This is a genomic window from Paenibacillus amylolyticus (assembly GCF_050990605.1).
GTDB classification, from domain to species: Bacteria; Bacillota; Bacilli; order Paenibacillales; family Paenibacillaceae; genus Paenibacillus; species Paenibacillus amylolyticus_H.
The window spans coordinates 3,721,897-3,742,381 of record NZ_CP158832.1 but is presented as its reverse complement, the minus strand read 5'-3'; the positions used below and the strand labels follow the sequence as shown (position 1 = coordinate 3,742,381).

The window sequence follows — 20,485 nt, the reverse complement described above, 5'->3', positions numbered from 1 at the left end:
ACTTGCCAGCGTCCCTCATTCGGGGCGTGTTGCTGTGACCGGCATGCATGCGCATGTCGGTTGATGTCGTCTAGGTTACATTTGGATGAGACATACTAGTCATGATAAATGAATGAGGCGACGAGCTGGCTAAGAATTTTTTTGCAGCTTAGAGGAGATGGAATGTTAAATGGGTTTTAGGGTAATAAAAACCGCAATTGCCGCATTAATGGCCGTGCTGATTGCGGACTGGTGCGGCTTGCCAGGACCAACCTCAGCGGGATTGCTTGCCATTCTTGGGGTGGATGTAACGAGAAAACGAAGCATTCGTACCATATCGGCCCGATTTTTTGCTTCAGTAGTTGGACTTTTATTTGCAAGTGTACTTTTTCACTTTCTAGGCTTCCATTACTGGGTACTGGCCGTATACATATTGATCGCATTCCCGGTTATTGTCCGGGTTGGCTTCAAGGAAGGTATTGTAACAGGTTCAGTTGTAGTGTTTCGGGTGTTCGGCGGCGGGGAAATGGACGTACATGTTGTCCTCGTACAAGTTGCTTTGCTTCTGATTGGTCTTGGTTCCGCAATGGCGGTTAATCTGGCCTATATGCCGGCAGCGGATCCACAGATGTTACGCATTCGCAAACGAATCGATGAACTCTTTTCGAAGATTTTCAAGGAATTCGCAGCCACGCTGCGTAATCCCAATGAAGCATGGGCGGGGAGAGAGCTGATTGAAGCGGATAAAGCGATTCTCGGCGGTATTGATGCAGCCAAGCGTTCTCTGGAGAATCAGGTGATTCATCCGAATGAGGAATGGAGTGTCTACTTCTATATGCGCAAAACACAGCTGGACTCCATCCAGCATATGATGCATCTGGTGTCCCAGATCTATCAGAAGATGCCACATGCGGAAATGGTGTCGGAGCTGTTCGATCAGCTTAGTCAGGATGTACTTACTGAATCCTACACCGGACGAACTGAAAAACTTCTTGCGGATGTGCAAGAAGAATTCAAACGTATGGAGCTGCCGGATACAAGGGAAGAATTCGAGATTCGTTCCGCAATTCTCCAGCTGTGCCGTGAACTCGCGCTGTATCTGAAAGTCGCGAAGAAGGACAAAGCACCGTCCCCAATCTCGGACCGGTCCCAATCTACAAACGAATAATAGAAAATAGTTGTCACCCTAGACGAATGCCCTGCATACACTTGTAGTGAATGATTGTATGGAGGAGGTTTAAAGATGTCATTGAGTCATAAACATCAATGTAGAGAGATTATCACGAAGGCGATCTGCGGCAAAGGTCGTAAGTTCTCTACCGTAACACATACCGTGACTCCGCCAAATGGTCCGACAAGTATTTTGGGGGCTTGGATTATCAACCACCAATATGAAGCCGTATCAGCGGGTGACGGAATTGAAGTTATTGGTACTTACGATATCAACATTTGGTATTCCTACGACAAGAATTCGCAGACGGATGTAGCCAAAGAAACGGTCTCGTATGTAGAACATGTGCCATTGTCCTATCTGGACCCGAAACACCGGACTTCCACAGTGGAGGTATCTGCGGATGCAACGCAGGAACCTAGCTGTGTGGAAGCCACAGTATCCGCAGGTGGAAGCAGTGTAATTATCCGGGTAGAACGGGAATTCGCTGTGGAACTCGTTGCCGAAACCAAAGTTTGTGTGAAGGTCTGCACAGATGGTTGCGGTGATTACGAAGACAAGGACTATGATTTTGGCAGTGGCGATGGAGATTATGACGATCTCGATCCCGATCTGCTCGACGATGAGCTGTGAGTTTGATTCATCATGTATTTGTTAACCTAAGGTATCATATGCGCCAGAAGGCGCGATGAAGAGGGCGTAAGCCCTCTTTCTTCTTAAATATTGAAAAATGGGTGGTAACGAGCCTCGCAATGTGCCTGGAATACCTTTCACGGGAAGGCTCCGCATTGCGGGGTTATTTTTATTTTAGTTGCACGATCCGGGAGGGGGGACGTAATCGTAATGGATGTGATGGAACAAGCGGAGGAAGCGCTGCGCAGATATGAAAGGATGACTTCTGGAGAACGTGCAGAACGGTTGAAACAGGCAGGTATTGAAGTATTGTCACTGCACGATCGGCGCAAACGTGAACCAGGCTTGCGTGTACGCTATGACGTAGAGATAAGCTGTCTGCAGGCGATCCGGATCAAGCGCAAGGATACTAGTGGCATGGGTGGGGCACAGGAAACTCTGTTGGTGCGTGAAGCGAGTTCGACCTTGTTCAAGCGCATAGAACGACTTGCGATCAAAACGCTGTATACGCTAGGACTGGATCATGGAGCTGTTCGAATGGAATCCTCAGGGAACGGCGGATGTGCAGTGATTTCGATCGATCCGGATCCCTGGAAAGGGGTGAACAACCTTGCTGCTACCTACAGGGAAAGCTGGAAGCAGCATCAGGAACTGCTGGATGAGGAGCGTAGTCACAGAACCGTGCCCATCCTTGGCATGGACCCCGAGTTTCTTCTGGTGCAGATGCCGGAATCCAAAATTGTCCCCGCCTCCAAATTTCTTGAACGCACAGGAATGGCGGGCTGCGATTCCGTGACGATTGGTGGCCGACGCATATATCCGGTTGCCGAATTGAGACCCGCTCCCAGCTCTGAACCACGAGAGCTACTGGCTCATCTGATGAGGGCATTCGCAGCCGCTTCCCGCAGCATCAGTGATCACTCGCTCATCTGGCAGGCAGGAGGGATGCCGCAGCGGGGGTTACCTTTAGGCGGTCATATTCATTTTAGCGGCGTGAATCTTACCGGGGAACTGCTCCGCGCACTGGACAATTATCTGGCATTGCCGCTGGCATTTCTTCAAGACCCGCGTGGATCGGGAAGACGGCCACGTTATGGAGCACTTGGTGATTTTCGCCTGAAATCTTACGGTGGGTTTGAGTACCGTACGTTACCCAGCTTTCTTGTGTCGCCCCTTGTTGCGAAGGGTGTTGTGGCCTTGGCAGGTCTAATTGCGAGTGGGTATACTCAATTACGGCAGCGTCCGTTGGCGAAAGCTGAGGTTCATACCGCTTTTTATGAAGGAAAGCGCGAAGTGATTAAGGAACACATCCCAGCTCTGGTAGATGATCTGAAGAGGTTGGATGGATATGCACGTTATGAACGGTATGCATCTCCGTTAATCCTTCAATTAAAACTGGGAAGAACATGGGATGAGAGCCGGGATATCCGTAAACTCTGGAATATTCGGGCAGGTTCATGAAGAGTGGACGTTTTTTTGATATAATAAGAAACAAGTCTTTTATGAATGATAAGCTACTACGGAAGATATGGAGCAGCAACCTTTGAAGGAACTGGCGAATAGCCAACACATAAGGCGGAGGCGCAAACACAGTGCCTGACCGTCTTATTGTCCTTCCAGGACGCGTTTCTTCCTGACAATTATAGGAACGGGATGGAGGATATTCATCATGGCTCAGTATACGCCAATGATTCAACAATATTTGCAAGTGAAAGCCGAAGCACAAGATGCTTTTTTATTTTTTAGACTGGGTGACTTCTATGAAATGTTCTTCGATGATGCGATTAATGCTGCTCGTGAACTTGAGATCACGCTAACCGCACGTAACGGGGGCGCGGATGACAAAATTCCGATGTGCGGTGTACCGTATCATTCGGCTGACAATTACATACAGCGTCTGATTGAAAAAGGATATAAAGTTGCGATATGTGAACAGATGGAAGATGCAAGTGTAACCAAAGGCATGGTTCGACGTGAAATTGTACGTGTGGTTACACCCGGAACGGTAATGGAAGGTAAGACCCTGGGTGACAAGTCCAACAACTACATGGTTTGTCTTACAGGTAATCAAAATACCCTAGCGCTCGCGGCTTGTGATCTGTCAACGGGGGAGTTGTATGTGACATCCGTACCCTATTCCAAGGAATGGCTTAAGGATGAAATCGGCATCTACGAACCATCGGAGCTGGTGGGGGATGCAGCGCTGCTTGAAACGGTAGAAGCCGAGGCATCTCCAATTGGTCGCCCGGTGGTCTACACGTCTTGGACAAAGAATAAGGAAGATTTGGTCCGTCAGCAGTTTGGCGAGGCTGTGTGGGCAAGATTAGAGCCTGAACGTCAAGCGTGCATTGCACGACTTTTCTCCTATCTGAGTGAAACACAGAAACGTTCTCTTGGGCAATTAACCCAAATCTCAACGTATGAGCCGGATCATTATATGATCTTGGACCCGTTTACCCGACGGAACCTGGAATTGGTGGAAACCGTGCGTGAACGCTCCAAAAAAGGTTCATTACTCTGGTTGCTTGATCGAACTGAGACGTCCATGGGCGCAAGAATGCTGCGTCGCTGGGTCGATAAGCCATTATTGCAAAAAGGGAAGATTAATGAGCGTCTTGAAGCAGTGGATACGTTGTACAACCAGTTTATATTGCGTGAGGACCTGCGGGCAGAACTCAAAGATATCTATGATCTGGAGCGCTTGGTGGGCCGGATTGCATTTGGTAATGCCAATGGTCGTGACCTGAATGCGCTCAAATCATCACTGGAGAAAATTCCAGGACTTCGTCAGCATTGCGCAGGATCATCTTCCGCAACACTTCAGCATATTGCCGAAACGATGGATGATTGCAATGATCTGTGTGAAGCGATCGGGCAAGCCATTGTAGACGAGCCGCCTGTATCCGTAAGGGACGGAGGCCTGATTCGTGAAGGGTACCATGAACGTCTGGATGAATTGCGTGAGGCTTCGGTTAACGGGAAACAGTGGATTGCAGAGCTGGAAGCGCGAGAACGCGAGGCGACAGGCATTCGATCGCTGAAGATTGGATATAACAAAGTGTTTGGTTATTATATCGAGATCACCAAGTCCAATCTGTCCGCACTGCCAGAGGGACGTTATGAACGTAAACAGACACTTGCCAATGCAGAACGTTACATTACGCCGGAGTTGAAGGAAAAAGAAACGCTGATTCTCGAAGCTCAGGACAAAATGGTTGATATTGAGTATGGACTGTTCGCTGAACTGCGCGAGCGGCTGAACAAAGAGATTGCAAGATTGCAAAAGCTGGCTGAACAGGTAGCCGAAATTGATGTGTATCAATCTTTTGCGGTGATCAGTGCTGAGCGCAACTTTGTACGGCCTACGTTGACCGATGGTTATGATCTGGTTGTGGAAGAAGGACGTCATCCAGTTGTTGAGGCGGTCATGCGAGATGGCGCATTTATTGCCAATCACACGGCAATGACCAAGGAAGAGGCACGCATTCTGTTGATTACTGGTCCGAATATGGCTGGTAAGAGTACGTATATGCGACAGGTGGCTCTAATCTCCATTTTGGCGCAAGTGGGTTGTTTTGTGCCTGCGGGTCAGGCTGAAGTGCCGATTATGGATCGCATTTTCACACGGATTGGTGCCGCGGATGATCTCATTGGTGGACAGAGCACATTCATGGTGGAGATGGCCGACATTCAGGTCATGACGGACAAAGCGACACCACGAAGTCTGATTATTATCGATGAATTGGGACGGGGAACGTCCACCAGCGAAGGTATGGCGATTGCTCAGTCTGTTATAGAATATGTACATGATATTATCGGTTGTAAAGCCCTTGTATCCACGCATTTCCATGAGCTTGCTCATCTGGAGGAGAGTCTGGACAAGCTGGCCAACTACTCCATGGCGGTACAGGAGAGCGGTGACAAGGTTAATTTCCTGCGCAAATTGATTGCCGGAGCAGCCAGCAGCAGTTATGGTATCTATTGTGCACGCCTTGCAGGTCTGCCTGATAGCATCATTGAGCGGGCAAATGGACTGTTGCATGGATTCGAACATGCGGCTGCGCAAGTAGCTGTGGGCAGTGAATACATCGGGAATGAGAAGCAGGAAACAGGCCAGAATGTAAAAGGTGTAGAATTCCAGCACACGGATTCGGTTTCTATGCTCCGGGAGCATGATACTGCGGAAAATGCAGATTACACACCTTCTATAGAAGATTCAGCCGAGGCTGGAAAGTCGCATGCCAAGAAATCAAACAGCAGCAAAGCACAGTCCAGTGCAAGCCATTCGGATGTGGTTCAACTGTCCATCTTTGGGGATGATGAGCCGAATGTGGCAACGAAACCGGATGTAGTTGCGGTGGATAAACCAGCGCGAGAATTCATCCGTACGATGAAAGATATCGATGTCATGAATATGACGCCTCTTCAGGCGATGCAGATATTGAATGATCTCAAATTGAAGGCACAGCAATTATCCTGAATATAAGGGAGGGGAAAACCTGTGGCGAAAATACATGTGCTTGATGAACATATTGCCAACCAGATCGCGGCGGGTGAAGTGGTCGAACGGCCTGCTTCAGTCGTCAAGGAGTTGCTCGAAAACTCGGTGGACGCAGGCGCCACCAAGATTGAAGTAACAGTGGAAGAGGGCGGACTCCTCAGTATTCGTGTCAAAGACAATGGTTCAGGTATAGAGCCAGAAGATATGGAAACGGCCTTTTATCGTCATGCGACCAGTAAAATAGCTCATGGCCGAGATCTGTTCCAGATCACAAGTCTTGGATTCCGTGGAGAAGCCTTAGCGAGTATTGCTGCAGTATCCAAGGTAGAGGTATTGTCGGCAAGTGACAATGACGGGCGGGGGCGCCGCATCGTGATTGAAGGCGGGAACCTTGTCTCTCATGAAGATGCAACCTCACCCCAAGGTACAGATTTTGCAGTCAAAGAACTATTTTACAATACACCAGCCAGGCTCAAATATATGAAAACGATCCAGACGGAACTGGGACATATATCAGATGTCCTTTACCGGATGGCGATGTCTCATCCGAACATTTCGTTCCGACTGCGCCATAATGAGAATGTGTTGCTTCAGACGTTGGGAAATGGGGATCTGCTGCAAGTGGTTGCAGCGATCTATGGGACAAGTGCTGCCAAAGCGATGCTTCCCATCCAGGGAGAAAGTCTGGATTACCGGGTAAGCGGGCTGATCAGTCTGCCAGAATGGACACGAGCGAATCGTGGGGGGATGTCAACCATTGTTAATGGGCGATTTGTTCGCAATTACGGTCTCAATCAGGCGATTCTTAAAGCCTACCATACCTTGCTGCCCATCAATCGCTTCCCGCTTGTTGTGGTGCAGTTGGAGATGCATCCCTCTCTTGTGGATGTGAACGTGCATCCGGCTAAGCTTGAGGTTCGCTTCAGCAAGGAACCGGAATTGTATGAATTCGTGGAGACGACTTTGCGAGGCATACTTCGGCAGGAGGTATTGATTCCACAGGTCAAAAAACAACAGATCCGCCGTGGAGATGATAGTTCCTTTATTCAGGAACAATTTCTCTTTCCACGTGGTCCGCTGAAAGACCAGTCTGAAGCAGAAGGGTATGGACAACAAGGCCCACTCGGGAAACCTGCCAGTGCATTATTAAAGTTAACTGCAGAAGATGATGATCTGGATTTGGATGCTCCGGCAGATGTGTCCGCTGTACAGCCGGTATCTGAACAGGGACAGACCGTGCCTTTGCCTGAAGCTCCACCTGAGGTTACGCATCCTCCTGAGCAGTTAGAAAGTTGGAGCGGGGATATTTTGCAAAAGGGGACTAGTCACAATGTGGAGCGGACAACCGCTAACGTGCAGGATGGAACTAAAGATGTAAGTACAAGTTCTTCCGAAGCTTTTCCCAAAACTGACCTGTCTTCTCAAGATGGTGGGGATCGTGGAGCAACAGAGAAACCGTTGGCTGAAGGCAAATCGACTACCTACCGGTCCGATTCCGTAACTTCACCGGTTAGGGAAGCACGATCAACCTACAATCCGTCTTCGAATGCGAGAAATGAACGGACGTGGAAAACTTCAGCTTTGCCTGATGCCACTAAACTTGCTGCTGCCATTAAATCGGATGCATCCATGCCCGCATTTCCGGAGCTGAGTCTGATCGGACAGCATCATGGTACGTATTTGATCGCGCAAAATGACCAAGGGTTATATTTAATTGATCAGCATGCCGCCCATGAACGCGTGAATTATGAGTACTATTATGAGAAATTTGGAAATCCTGCCCAGGCCTCGCAAGAGTTACTGCTGCCGATTACGCTGGAGTTCACACCTTCGGAGACGGAAAAGCTGAAAACAAGGCTGGCCTGGTTCGAGCAGGCAGGCGTATATTTGGAGCATTTTGGTGGACAAACGTTCCGTGTGCGTTCCCATCCGTTCTGGTTCCCCAAAGGGGACGAGAAAGACATTATCGAAGAAATGTCCGAATGGGTCCTTAGTGAACGCAGCATAGACGTGGCCAAGATGCGGGAAGCCGCATCCATTATGTGCTCCTGCAAGGCGTCCATCAAAGCCAACCAGAAGCTGACGGATCAGGAAGCAGAAGTGCTGATTCAGCGTCTGGGTTCGTGTCGTCAGCCCTACACTTGTCCACATGGGCGGCCGATTGTGGTTTCATTTTCAACGTATGATCTGGAAAAATTATTTAAACGAGTGATGTAGCTATTTAGGGGGACATTATGTACATTACAACCGGTGACAAGGAGATTGCCTCTCAGGTGGAGCGTGCGCTTAAGCTCGCCGAAACGACAGGAGGTACCTACGTACCGCGCAATAGAACGTCTTTACCCAGACTGATTGAACATTATGGTATCAACGAAATACTGGTCGTGCTCAATGGCAGAGCGCGTTTGTATCGCAAAGATGGGACGGAGCTCGAGTTTCACCCCAGTATGGGATTTGTTCGCGCTAAACGAGTTCTAAGAGGGGAAGGCGATCCCATGCTGGAAGCTGGTTCGGTGCTTGAAGGAGACACGATTGTTGATTGTACCGCTGGACTCGGTTCAGATGCGCTGGTATTTTCGGTTGCGGCTGGTAATAGTGGAAGGGTCATCGCATGTGAATGTTCTCAACCACTCTATACCCTGCTACTGGAGGGCATGTCCCATTATAAGAGCAATCAGCCTTTGGTGGATGAGGCTTTCCGGCGCATAGATCTGCGGCATGTGGATCATCTTGAGTTGCTGCGGTCCATGCCGGATCGAAGCTGTGATACCGTGTATTTTGACCCCATGTTCCGTGAACCGATGATGGATTCAAGTGCTATACAGCCCTTGCGAGATTATGCAAATGCTCACGCGCTGAATGAACAGAGCATTATGGAAGCGAAACGGGTTGCCCGTAAACGGGTAGTGATGAAAGAAAAGCGCGGCAGCGCGGAGTTTGACAGGCTCGGATTTGAAATACTTGATCGAGCGAATGCAAAAACCCTGTACGGAGTGATTAATGTTGAACGTGGAAGTTAAATCAAAACCTAAACTGCTTGTGCTGGTTGGGCCAACAGCAGTAGGTAAAACAAGAATGAGCATCGAGCTTGCCCAAGCTTTCAATTGTGAGATTATCTCAGGAGATTCGATGCAGGTATATCGTGAAATGGATATCGGAACAGCCAAGATTACCCCTGAAGAAATGAAGGGTGTACCTCATCATCTCATTGATATTCATGAACCAGAGTACCCGTATTCTGTGGCCGAGTTTCAGGAGAGTTGCACCCGATTGATTCGTGAAATCCATGAACGCGGTAAAATGCCTTTTATTGTAGGTGGCACCGGTCTGTATGTGGAATCAGTATGTTACGGCTTCCAATTTTCGGATAGTGGTTCGGATGAAGCGTTCAGGGAGCAACAATTCAGTTATGCGGAGCAACATGGCGCACAGGCCCTTCATGATCGTCTGAGGGAAGTTGATCCGGTCAGTGCAGATCGTCTGCATCCGAATGACCAAAGGCGAATTGTGCGTGCTCTTGAGATTCATCACCTCACAGGCGAGAAGTGGTCTGATCAGCTGGCAGTACAGAAGAAAGAGTCGCCGTATGACCTTCTTATTGTTGGTTTGACAATGGATCGGCAGAAGTTGTACGCCCGGGTAGAAGAGCGGATTGATCTGATGATCGAACAAGGTCTGGTGGATGAAGTGAAGTCCCTGTTGGAACGCGGAGTGGCCAGAGGTCATATTTCCATGCAAGGACTGGGGTATAAGGAGATTGTAGCGTTCCTGCAAGGGGAAGTGAGTTGGGAAGCTGCTGTTGAGTGGTTGAAGAGGGATACGCGCCGGTTTGCCAAACGTCAGCTTTCCTGGTTCCGCCATATGAAGGATATTGAATGGGTGGACATGACGGATACCGAGGATTTTGAAGGGAAATACAAGCAGATAAGTGATTTGATTACACGGAAATTTGATAAAAATGGGCGATAATTAATATTCATCTGACTGGCATGGATTAGATCAGGATATGTAAACCTCTACCTTTTAGTTATTAAAAGGATAGAGGTTTTTACTTATCACATGAACAGATGAAAGAGGTGTATTATTCTTCAAACAACGAATAAAAGTGATTAAAAATGAAGATTATGTCCCTCTTTTGCAAAACTGACAAGCGGTGTATAATGGATAAGTCTACTATTTGTTCATCTCGCCAAGAATGGGGGTAAAATAGCAGACAAGGGGTTTTTGTGGATTATATGAAACTGTTCATGATATAATAGCACGAAAGCTACTCAGCGATATTGAATATTACTTGAACACGAATTCAAATGAACCAATGGGGGTACGGCTAATGAACAAGTCCATCAACATCCAAGATACGTTCTTGAACCAACTGCGGAAAGAAAATATTCCTGCTACGGTCTATCTGACCAACGGCTTCCAAATCCGCGGGACGATCAAGGCATTTGACAATTTTACGATCGTCATTGACAGCGACGGACGCCAGCAAATGGTCTACAAGCATGCCATCTCCACGTTCACGCCGCAACGCAGCGTATCGCTGATGCAGCAAGATAACAGCGGCGAAGCTTAAAAATTACGAAACCTTTTCACCAACCATTTCGTCTACAAGTATAGGTGTTGAAACAGAGCAACCTGAATAAAGGGTTGTTCTTTTCATTCCGGGCAAAATATGTTTAATATATGCTTGAGCCAACAGACGAATAGAATTTATGCAACTGAAAGGGAGTCAGGAGGTAACATGCCAAACGATCCGTTGTCGAGGTCTAATAATCGCAACAACAATAACAAGTCATCCAAAAAAGCGAAGCCAAAGACCTCTAAAAAGAAAAAAATTACGGGTAAACGCGTTGGATGGACACTGTTTTTCACAATGGCAATCGCCATATTTTGTGCACTTGGTGGATATTTATTTATTATGGTGAGTGGTGAGAATCTGCTCAAAGCCAACAAGGACAAAACTACAATTAATGAAACTTCAAAAGTATATGATCGCAATGGCCAATTAATGGGGGAGTTATCCATTCAGAAGCTGGAACCCGTCAAAGAAGATGATATTCCTGAGCTGGTGAAGCAAGCCTTTGTTGCAACGGAGGATAAGCGATTCTACGATCACCAAGGTGTGGATATCTGGTCCATTGGGCGTGCAGCCGTTAAGGATGTCATGGCTCGTTCCATGGTGGAAGGTGGTAGTACATTAACCCAACAGCTTGCCAAGAACATGTTCTTGTCCCGTGACAAGACGTTCTTCCGGAAAGCGACGGAAGTATCGATTGCCATGGCATTAGAGCGCAAGTACACAAAAGACGAAATTCTGACGATGTATCTGAACCGGATTTTCTTCGGTCATCAGCGTTACGGGATTAAAGCAGCATCTGAATTTTATTTTGGGAAAAAAGATCTGAATAATCTTGAATTGTGGGAAATTGCCACACTCGCCGCGATGCCCAAGGGGCCTTCTGCCTACAATCCGGTGAGCAATCCGAACGATTCCAAGGCACGTCGTGGTGTTGTTCTACAGCTGATGTATGAACAAGGCTACATTACGAAGGAAGAGATGGAAAAAGCTAAAGCGGTAGATTATAACTACAAGCGACCAGAAAAAGATCAGAAATATCAAGCATTTATCGATTATGTACTCCGTGAAGCTGAACGAGTAACAGGAAAAACGGAAGATGATCTGAATATAGGTGGATATAAAATCTATACCACCATGGATGCTCAGGCTCAAACAGCCATGGAAACTGCCTTTACAGATGATAGTCTGTTCGAGGCAAGCAAAGATGATCAACAGGTTCAAGGCTCCATGGTTATCATGAACCACGAGAATGGCAGTCTCGTTGCCCTTCTGGGTGGACGGGATTATCAGACCAAGGGTTATAGTCGTGTAACGCAGAGTCGAAGACAACCGGGTTCAGCCTTTAAACCGATTGTGTCTTATGCACCGGCTCTTGAGACAGGAAACTACAGTGCCAACTCATCGCTGAGCAATGCGAAGCAATGTTTTGGTAACTATTGTCCGGGTAACTTGCATGGATATTCTTCAACGATCAGTATGACGGATGCCATTACGAAGTCGGAAAATATTCCTGCAGTCTGGCTGCTTGATAAAATAGGCGTTAACACAGGCATTAATTTTGCCAAGAGTGTGGGTATACAGCTGACAGATGAAGACAAAAACCTGGCGATTGCTCTCGGTGGTCTGAGTAAAGGGACAAATACACTGGAAATGGCGCAAGCCTATAGTGCATTTGCCAATCTCGGAGAATACCGACAAGCCTATTCGATCAAGGAAATAAAGGATAGCGCAGGCAAAACCACATATAAACACGATAACTCGGACACAACGCGTGTCATGAGCGAGCAAAACGCGTATCAGCTTACACAGATGCTGCAGAACGTTGTTAATGATGGTACAGGACGTTCAGCGCGTCTGGATCGACCGGTAGCGGGTAAAACAGGAACGGTACAAAGTGGTATCTCTGGCAACAGTGCCAACCGTGATGTATGGTTCGTTGGATACACACCGGAATGGACTGCCGCTGTCTGGATGGGTTATGACAATCCGGATGCCAATCATATGCTTAAGAACAGCAGTAAGCTGTCCGCAGCTTTCTTTGCCAAAGTCATGGGAGATGCTTTGAAAGGCGTTCCTGTGAAGCAATTCAAAGCACCGGCTGGAGGACAGGCACCTCCTCCAGTAGAAGAACCAGAACAACCAGCCCTATCCGTTAGTGGTCTGAGTGGATCATACGATCCAAATGCTCAAACCGTCTCACTGAGTTGGACTGGAACGGGTGACGCGAGCACGCAATATCGGGTGTATCGTAAAGAAACCTCCGAAGGCCAGTTCACGCATCTCATTGATTCAGTGGGATCTACCAGTGCACAAGATTTAAGTGCATTGCCTGGCCTGACCTACGAGTACTATGTGACAGCCTACGACTTGGCGTCTGGACAGGAGACGGATCCTTCGAATACCATCTCCCTGATGATTGAAGCGCAGGAAATGCCGCCGGAGGAACCTGATCCTGGTATAGACCCTGGGACAGAAACAGATCCAGAGCAGCCAGGTATGGATGATCCGGACAATGGTTCACCGGATAATGGCAACTCGAATGGTAATGGCGGTAACGGGAATGAAAATGGCAACAATGGAAATGGAAATGGGAATGGGAATAACGGTAACAATGGAAATAACGGTAATAACGGTGGAGCCGGCCAAGGTAACGGTCAATCTGGTGGAGGAAACACGACCCCACCTGGTCAGGGAACAACAGAGCCAGGTGGTACAGGTGAAGGCACTGATGATGGGGCCATAACAACGCCAGGTGAGGTTGTAACTCCGGACAGCGGAACGAGTGGAGATACTGGGGGAACAGATACACCTGCAGATTCTCAAGCTGGAACTGGCGGCTAAGCCATGAACGACTAAATAGTTACATTGAAAAAACTGCTTCCCGGAAAACCGGTGAAGCAGTTTTTTGTGTTATACGGAACCAGCTGTAATGGAAGCTGATTTGATGTAGAGGTGTGACAAAGCATGATTTTGAGTGTATACCTTAAATATGGTAAGCTGTAACTATTCGTAATATGTTGTGCATGATGGGCCCAGAACGCTGGAATTCATCATGCGGACGTTATTACATTGTTCACCAATAACATCAGAGCAGGTCACGGACCTGTAGTCGGCAAAGAGGGGTTCGTATGAAACGGAAATTCGGGGACCGCGCGAACTGGCGCCGGATTACGAACCGACAATTCACATGCCGGTTTGTTCAATCCAAAATTTTTACAGGTTATATTACGTTGTACACCATACAGGATTTGAAAGAACCTTTGTGGAAAACCTATGGAGGTAGTACCTTCTGTATCGCAGATAAAGGTTATTCCTGGCTGCAATACTACCCGAAGGGAGAGCACTTTGTAGTTACAGCGATGTTTGATGATCAGGAACGGATTGTGGAATGGTATATTGATACATGCCGTAGCCAGGGGATAACGGATCAGGGTGTTCCTTGGTTTGATGACCTGTATCTGGATGTCGTAGTGCTTAAAGATGGAGAAGTGTTTTTGCTGGATGAAGATGAGCTTGAGGATGCTTTGTCGCGGAAGCATATTACAACAGGTGATTATGACTTGGCTAACAAGACGGCAAAGGAACTGCTGCATGCCATTGATGCACATGTATTCCCATACTTTCAGTTATCGTTGAAGCACAGGCAAAGTTTGTTTGAGAATGGAGAGTTTCGAAAAAACATTCAGATCTAAGACATGTACCTAAAGCGTAGAATTCTTCATGATCCTTCTAATATTGGAGCACCTGATAGAATACATTAATAATCAGGAGAGTTCAGCCCGATAAAATAGAGGTGATGGCGAATGAACGGACGGGTCATGGCTGCAGGAGAGCAACCAGGAGGCAGACCATCCAGACAAATTAATATTGTGTTGCGCAACCAGGAGCCTCAGATGTTGGTCAAAGATGAAGCAGCGTCAGTACAGGCAGCCAAGAGCATAACCAAACATGCGCACTTCCAGGAGATACAGGGCGAGTTGGAGCAACTGGTTGGACTTGAAAATATCAAAGACCTGGTATTTGAGATCTATGCTTTTCTACAGATTGCTCAGATGCGTACTGAAGCAGGCTTACTTAGTGGTGCGCACGTGTATCATATGATCTTCAAAGGCAATCCGGGGACTGGTAAGACAACTGTAGCGAGGATCGTTGCCAAACTTTTTCAGAAGATGGGTGTGTTGAGTAAAGGTCATCTTATTGAAGTAGAGCGTGCGGATCTGGTTGGAGAATATATCGGTCACACGGCGCAGAAAACAAGAGATCTGGTTAAGAAGGCACTCGGTGGGATATTGTTCATTGATGAAGCTTACAGTTTGGCCCGCGGGGGAGAGAAGGATTTTGGAAAGGAAGCCATTGATACGCTTGTAAAGTCTATGGAAGATAACAAAAATCAGTTTATACTGATTCTTGCCGGGTACTCGGAAGAAATTGATTTTTTTCTTCAGACGAATCCTGGATTACCTTCTCGCTTTCCCATTCAAGTGGAGTTTCCAGACTATAGCATTGATCAGTTGATTCAAATCTCTGAGATTATGGCCAAAGAGCGTGATTATATTTTAATGCCTCAGACCATACTCAAACTAAAGCAGCATTTGCTTCAGGAAAAAAATGATTCGCTGCACGCGTTCAGTAACGCCAGATACGTTCGTAATGCCATTGAGCGTTCGATCAGGCATCAGGCGGTTCGTTTGTTGGAACAATACTCAGAAGGCAGTCCAGGAAAACTGGAGCTGATGACAATCCGGACAGAGGATTTGAACTTTGAGCGAAAGTAAGCGATAATATAGTTTTTACACCAGCCGGCCGGGCCAACCGGTTCGGCTTAAGGCATGCCATGGCATATTCGTGGTAATGTATATCAACGGATCAGTAATTAGAGGGAGTGAACATATACATGACAAATGGCACGCATGATACAGATATGGTCAAAAAAGATCGCGCCGTCTTGGTGAGTCTTGTTACGGATGATGTAAAACGTACAGGTATCAATCCGGAGTACTCTTTAGAGGAACTGGTGAAACTTGCTGAGACAGCCGGAGTGGAAGTACTAAGTGTGCTTTCTCAGAACAGGGAAAAACGGGATACCAAATGGTTCATTGGTAAAGGTAAGGTAGAAGAGCTTCGTGCGATTGCAGAGGAACTCGGAGCAACTACAGCTATATTTGATCAGGAATTGTCAGGCGCACAGGTTCGAAATCTGGAAGAAACCCTCGATCTCAAAATTATTGACCGTACCCAATTAATTTTGGACATCTTTGCACAACGTGCCAACACCAGAGAAGGTATTATTCAAGTGGAATTGGCTCAACATAGCTACTTGCTGCCACGTTTGTCGGGACACGGTAAGAACCTTTCCAGACTGGGCGGGGGAATCGGAACAAGAGGTCCGGGTGAAAGCAAGCTGGAAACGGACCGTCGTCACATTCGTGGTCGCATCGATGATCTGAAGCGTCATCTGGAAGAATTGACTCGTCATCGCAAGTTGCATCGTGAACGCCGCAAAAAGACAGGTATTGTTCAGGTGGCCCTTGTTGGTTATACCAATGCTGGCAAATCAACCTTGCTCAAGCAGTTGACGGCTGCAGATGTGTATATTCAAGATCAGTTATTCGCTACATTGGATCCGACATCACGTACGATGGAACTTCCAAGTGGCAAAGAGATCGTACTTACCGACACCGTTGGATTTATTCAAAATCTCCCGCATGATCTGATTGCAGCATTCCGGGCAACGCTGGAGGAAGTGAATGAAGCAGATCTGATCCTGCATGTTGTGGATGCCTCATCAGCTATGCGTGAAGATCAGATGCGGACGGTTAACACGATTCTGCAAGAACTTGGTTCAGGGGACAAGCCGCAGTTAGTCCTGTATAACAAAAAAGATGCGTGTACACCAGAACAACTTGAGATGCTTCCATTGGATAAGGATCATATCAAAGTAAGCGCATTAGACTCGGAAGATCTGCTAAAAATCCGTGAATTAATTCAGACAGAGCTGACAGGTGACACAAAACGTTTCCGTATTCCGGCAGAGCGTGGCGATCTTACGTCGGTACTCTACAAAATTGGTGATGTAGTGGATACCAGTTTTGAAGAAAATGATGTCATTTATGAAGTGGAATTGCAAAAAGGTGAATACGAGAAATTTGGTTATATGCTTGAAGGTTTCATTGAATTGTAATACTCATGACATATTGATGTGATAAGTTGACACGATAATGGATATTCAACGTCAGATTCGTGCTATGAAGGGGAATGAAGTAAGATGGTAAGTTTTGATTCAGAAATATCTGAACTTCAACATCAAGTGGAGCGTCAGATTGAAGGACAACTTCAACAGATTGATCGAATCACAGATCACAATCAATGGAAGGTGATTAATGCTTTCCAACAGCGTAAAGTAAGTGATTTTCACTTTGCAGGTTCAACAGGTTATGCGTATAACGATCGTGGGCGTGAAGTGCTTGATGAAGTATATGCTGATGTGTTCGGTGCGGAAGCCGCATTGGTACGTCCTCATTTTGCTTCAGGTACACATACGATTAGCACAGCTCTGTTTGGAGTACTGCGCCCAGGTGACGAATTATTGTACATCACGGGTAAGCCTTATGACACATTGCATAAAGTGATTGGCAAACCCGGTGATGGCACAGGTTCCTTACGCGATTTTGGCATCGGCTATCGGGAGACGGCCTTAACTGCTGAAGGTGGAGTGGACTGGGAAGCAGTTGAGAAAAGCATAACACCGGCTACAAAAGTCATTGGGATTCAACGTTCACGTGGTTATGACTGGCGCTCATCCTTCTGTGTTGCTGAGATCGCTGAGATGGTTACACGTGTTAAAGCAATGAAGGAAGATGTCATCGTATTTGTGGATAATTGTTACGGTGAATTCACGGAGGAACGTGAACCGACAGAAGTCGGAGTTGATCTGATGGCCGGATCACTGATCAAGAATCCTGGTGGAGGCATTGCGGAAACCGGTGGATACATATGTGGGAAGGAACAGTACGTACAGCTTGCAGCTTATCGCCTGACAGCCCCGGGAATCGGGGGAGAAGTGGGAGCCATGCTGGGGACAACACGTGGCATCTACCAAGGACTTTACATGGCTCCGACAATTGTAGGACAAGCTATTAAAGGAAGTACATTTGCTGCCGCGATGTTTGCTGAATCCGGATTTGTAACCAAACCCGCCTGGAATGAAGCTCGTACAGATCTGATTCAGGCTGTTCAGTTCAGCTCAGCTGAGCATTTAATTGCTTTTGTGCAGGGGATTCAGCGTGCAGCAGCTGTAGATAGTCATGTGGTTCCTGAACCGTGGGATATGCCTGGTTATGAACATCCTGTCATTATGGCGGCAGGTACGTTCATTCAGGGTGGAAGTCTGGAATTATCAGCCGACGCGCCTATTCGGGAGCCGTATATCGGGTATATGCAAGGCGGATTAACGTACTCTCATGTCAAATATGGCGTTTTGATGGCATTACAGACCATGAAAGATCGTAAATTATTGTGAGTTTATCTAACACGTCATTGACACTTGGTAACAACTAAATGTACAATAGGGTGAAGAATAGATGACTGGAAGGTTGATGAACATGGGTGATGAAATTCGCAGAAATATGGCCTTATTCCCGATTGGTATTGTAATGAAACTTACGGATCTGTCTGCACGTCAGATTCGTTATTATGAGCAGCACAGCTTGATCGTTCCTGCGAGAACGTCAGGTAATCAACGTTTGTTCTCTTTTAATGACGTAGAGAGATTGCTAGAGATCAAGGCTTTGATTGAAAAGGGAGTTAACATCGCGGGGATCAAACAAGTGATGAATCCTGTTTCGAAAGAATCCGAGGAAGCTACAGTTATCACGCCAGATACTGAAGTTAAACGCAGAGAACTGTCCGATACGCAGTTGCACCGCTTGCTGAAGCAGCAGCTTGTATCAGGTAAGAGACCAGGACAAGTATCTCTCATTCAGGGAGAGCTTTCCCGATTCTTTAATAAAAAGTAAGTTCGCATAACTTGGCGAGTGAGGGGAAATCATGCACTTATGGTGTAAGAATCCTTGACCCGTGGAACTTTCTAATGTACAAATATAACAGGCAAGCCAAATACGCAGATAAGAAAGGGAGAGGTTATAGTGAGCTATACAAAAGAAGACATTCTCCGCATTTCGAAAGAAGAAAACGTACGATTCATTCGATTGCAATTTACCGATTTGCTTGGAGCTATCAAAAACGTTGAGATTCCTGTGAGCCAGTTGACTAAGGCTCTGGATAACAAAATGATGTTTGATGGATCTTCCATTGAAGGTTATGTACGTATTGAAGAGTCCGACATGTACCTCTATCCAGATCTAGATTCTTGGCTTATTTTCCCATGGGTAGCAGAGAACCGTGTTGCACGCCTGATCTGTGACGTATATCTTCCGGATGGTAACCCGTTCCCAGGAGATCCACGTGGCATCTTGAAACGAAACCTGAAGGAAGCCCAAGATATGGGATTCACTTCCTTCAATGTTGGTCCTGAACCTGAGTTCTTCTTGTTCAAAACAGACGAAAAAGGAAACCCGACTAACGAATTGAATGACCAAGGTGGTTATTTCGACCTTGCTCCTACGGATCTTGGTGAAAACTGTCGTCGTGACATCGTTATCACCCTTGAAGAAATGGGCTTTGAGATCGAAGCTTCTCACCATGAGGTAGCTCCAGGTCAGCATGAGATCGACTTCAAATATGCTGATGCGCTGAAAGCGGCTGACCAGATCCAAACGTTCAAACTCGTTGTTAAAACGATTGCACGTCAGCATGGTTTACATGCTACATTCATGCCGAAACCGCTGTTTGGTATGAACGGATCCGGTATGCACTGTAACCAATCTTTGTTCAAAGGCAATGAGAACGCATTCGTTGACGAGTCGGACGAGCTTGGTTTGAGCAAAACTGCACGTCACTTCATGGCTGGAACTCTGAAGCATGCACGTGCGTTTGCAGCAATTACTAACCCAACTGTGAACTCATACAAACGTCTTGTACCAGGCTATGAAGCTCCTTGTTATGTAGCATGGTCTGCTAGTAACCGTAGCCCAATGATCCGTATTCCAGCTTCCCGTGGTTTGAGTACACGTGTTGAGGTTCGTAACCCGGATCCGGCTGCTAACCCTTACCTGGCTTTGGCTGTTTTGTTGAAAGCAGGTCTGGACGGAATCAAACGTGAGCTTTCCTTACCAGCTCCAATTGACCGTAACATCTACATCATGTCAGAAGAAGAGCGTGTGGAAGAAGGCATTCCAAGCTTGCCAGCTGACCTGAAAGAAGCATTGAACGAATTGATCCGCAGCGAAGTCATCTGTGATGCTCTCGGCGACCACGCCTTGGCTCACTTCTATGAGCTGAAAGAAATTGAGTGGGATATGTACCGCACACAAGTCCACCAATGGGAACGCGATCAATATATTACTTTGTACTAATAGCTCAATCCCTTGGCGCTCTAGCGCTGAGGGGTTTTTCTTTTTGTGGGCAAGTTTCTATATATTTAAAGAAAAACCAAAGTGCCCACAAAATGCCCCCAAAATATTTTTCTACTCGAAAATTTCTTCAGTGAATTTCGTATCTTCCC

Annotated in this window: 15 protein-coding genes; all 15 read left to right on the top strand. The window is 46.9% G+C overall.

Translation table 11 applies throughout. The features are described from left to right. Window positions 1–169 precede the first annotated feature (169 nt). The 15 genes from ABTV53_RS16660 (at window position 170) to glnA (ending at window position 20,336) form a co-directional block, all read left to right on the top strand. Window positions 170–1,147 carry an aromatic acid exporter family protein gene (locus ABTV53_RS16660; RefSeq protein WP_433744364.1) on the top strand — a complete coding sequence of 326 codons (978 nt, stop codon included), beginning with the start codon at window positions 170–172 and terminating at the stop codon, window positions 1,145–1,147. Between the two features lie 75 nt (window positions 1,148–1,222). Further along, window positions 1,223–1,783, top strand: coding sequence for an outer spore coat protein CotE (locus tag ABTV53_RS16655; RefSeq protein ID WP_062835006.1), 561 nt, complete (start codon window positions 1,223–1,225; stop codon window positions 1,781–1,783). Window positions 1,784–1,993: 210 nt separating this feature from the next. After that, window positions 1,994–3,244: a putative amidoligase domain-containing protein gene (locus tag ABTV53_RS16650; RefSeq protein WP_433744361.1), complete on the top strand. Its 1,251-nt coding sequence runs from the start codon at window positions 1,994–1,996 to the stop codon at window positions 3,242–3,244. Window positions 3,245–3,452: 208 nt separating this feature from the next. Continuing rightward, a complete protein-coding gene (mutS, locus tag ABTV53_RS16645; RefSeq protein WP_433744359.1) occupies window positions 3,453–6,263 on the top strand; it encodes a DNA mismatch repair protein MutS in 2,811 nt (936 codons plus the stop codon). A 21-nt stretch (window positions 6,264–6,284) separates the two neighbouring features. Further along, the gene (gene mutL / locus ABTV53_RS16640) at window positions 6,285–8,501 is read left to right on the top strand and encodes a DNA mismatch repair endonuclease MutL (protein WP_433744356.1); all 2,217 of its coding nucleotides are present in this window, start codon (window positions 6,285–6,287) and stop codon (window positions 8,499–8,501) included. Window positions 8,502–8,518: 17 nt separating this feature from the next. Next, a complete protein-coding gene (locus ABTV53_RS16635; RefSeq protein WP_433744353.1) occupies window positions 8,519–9,304 on the top strand; it encodes a class I SAM-dependent methyltransferase in 786 nt (261 codons plus the stop codon). After that, window positions 9,285–10,253 (top strand): tRNA (adenosine(37)-N6)-dimethylallyltransferase MiaA, encoded by a 969-nt coding sequence (gene miaA, locus ABTV53_RS16630; protein ID WP_433744350.1) that lies wholly within the window; start codon window positions 9,285–9,287, stop codon window positions 10,251–10,253. The genes ABTV53_RS16635 and miaA overlap by 20 nt, the downstream gene beginning before the upstream one ends. Before the next feature lie 361 nt (window positions 10,254–10,614). Then, window positions 10,615–10,857 carry an RNA chaperone Hfq gene (hfq, locus tag ABTV53_RS16625; protein ID WP_017687918.1) on the top strand — a complete coding sequence of 81 codons (243 nt, stop codon included), beginning with the start codon at window positions 10,615–10,617 and terminating at the stop codon, window positions 10,855–10,857. A gap of 168 nt (window positions 10,858–11,025) precedes the next feature. Then, window positions 11,026–13,704, top strand: a complete 2,679-nt coding sequence (locus ABTV53_RS16620) for a PBP1A family penicillin-binding protein (RefSeq protein WP_433744347.1) — start codon at window positions 11,026–11,028, stop codon at window positions 13,702–13,704. A 287-nt stretch (window positions 13,705–13,991) separates the two neighbouring features. Beyond that, window positions 13,992–14,555 (top strand): DUF402 domain-containing protein, encoded by a 564-nt coding sequence (locus ABTV53_RS16615; RefSeq protein WP_062835000.1) that lies wholly within the window; start codon window positions 13,992–13,994, stop codon window positions 14,553–14,555. Between the two features lie 111 nt (window positions 14,556–14,666). Next, window positions 14,667–15,638, top strand: a complete 972-nt coding sequence (locus ABTV53_RS16610) for an AAA family ATPase (protein WP_339307626.1) — start codon at window positions 14,667–14,669, stop codon at window positions 15,636–15,638. A 119-nt stretch (window positions 15,639–15,757) separates the two neighbouring features. Next, window positions 15,758–17,044, top strand: coding sequence for a GTPase HflX (gene hflX, locus ABTV53_RS16605; protein ID WP_433744342.1), 1,287 nt, complete (start codon window positions 15,758–15,760; stop codon window positions 17,042–17,044). An 84-nt stretch (window positions 17,045–17,128) separates the two neighbouring features. After that, a complete protein-coding gene (locus tag ABTV53_RS16600) occupies window positions 17,129–18,382 on the top strand; it encodes an aminotransferase class I/II-fold pyridoxal phosphate-dependent enzyme (RefSeq protein WP_421890610.1) in 1,254 nt (417 codons plus the stop codon). Between the two features lie 82 nt (window positions 18,383–18,464). Continuing rightward, on the top strand, window positions 18,465–18,878 hold the full coding sequence (locus ABTV53_RS16595) for a MerR family transcriptional regulator (protein ID WP_056689944.1): 414 nt from the start codon (window positions 18,465–18,467) through the stop codon (window positions 18,876–18,878). Window positions 18,879–19,007: 129 nt separating this feature from the next. After that, the gene (glnA, locus tag ABTV53_RS16590; protein ID WP_091029299.1) at window positions 19,008–20,336 is read left to right on the top strand and encodes a type I glutamate--ammonia ligase; all 1,329 of its coding nucleotides are present in this window, start codon (window positions 19,008–19,010) and stop codon (window positions 20,334–20,336) included. Window positions 20,337–20,485: the final 149 nt, after the last annotated feature.

Excerpts from the sequence above, each read along its gene's own strand:
- ABTV53_RS16615 (WP_062835000.1), top strand. The coding sequence starts at position 13,992 with ATGAAACGGAAATTCGGGGACCGCGCGAACTGGCGCCGGATTACGAAC.
- mutS (WP_433744359.1), top strand. The coding sequence starts at position 3,453 with ATGGCTCAGTATACGCCAATGATTCAACAATATTTGCAAGTGAAAGCC.
- ABTV53_RS16655 (WP_062835006.1), top strand. The coding sequence starts at position 1,223 with ATGTCATTGAGTCATAAACATCAATGTAGAGAGATTATCACGAAGGCG.
- hflX (WP_433744342.1), top strand. The coding sequence starts at position 15,758 with ATGACAAATGGCACGCATGATACAGATATGGTCAAAAAAGATCGCGCC.
- hfq (WP_017687918.1), top strand. The coding sequence starts at position 10,615 with ATGAACAAGTCCATCAACATCCAAGATACGTTCTTGAACCAACTGCGG.
- ABTV53_RS16650 (WP_433744361.1), top strand. The coding sequence starts at position 1,994 with ATGGATGTGATGGAACAAGCGGAGGAAGCGCTGCGCAGATATGAAAGG.
- ABTV53_RS16635 (WP_433744353.1), top strand. The coding sequence starts at position 8,519 with ATGTACATTACAACCGGTGACAAGGAGATTGCCTCTCAGGTGGAGCGT.
- ABTV53_RS16595 (WP_056689944.1), top strand. The coding sequence starts at position 18,465 with ATGGGTGATGAAATTCGCAGAAATATGGCCTTATTCCCGATTGGTATT.
- ABTV53_RS16610 (WP_339307626.1), top strand. The coding sequence starts at position 14,667 with ATGAACGGACGGGTCATGGCTGCAGGAGAGCAACCAGGAGGCAGACCA.
- miaA (WP_433744350.1), top strand. The coding sequence starts at position 9,285 with ATGTTGAACGTGGAAGTTAAATCAAAACCTAAACTGCTTGTGCTGGTT.
- ABTV53_RS16620 (WP_433744347.1), top strand. The coding sequence starts at position 11,026 with ATGCCAAACGATCCGTTGTCGAGGTCTAATAATCGCAACAACAATAAC.
- ABTV53_RS16600 (WP_421890610.1), top strand. The coding sequence starts at position 17,129 with ATGGTAAGTTTTGATTCAGAAATATCTGAACTTCAACATCAAGTGGAG.
- ABTV53_RS16660 (WP_433744364.1), top strand. The coding sequence starts at position 170 with ATGGGTTTTAGGGTAATAAAAACCGCAATTGCCGCATTAATGGCCGTG.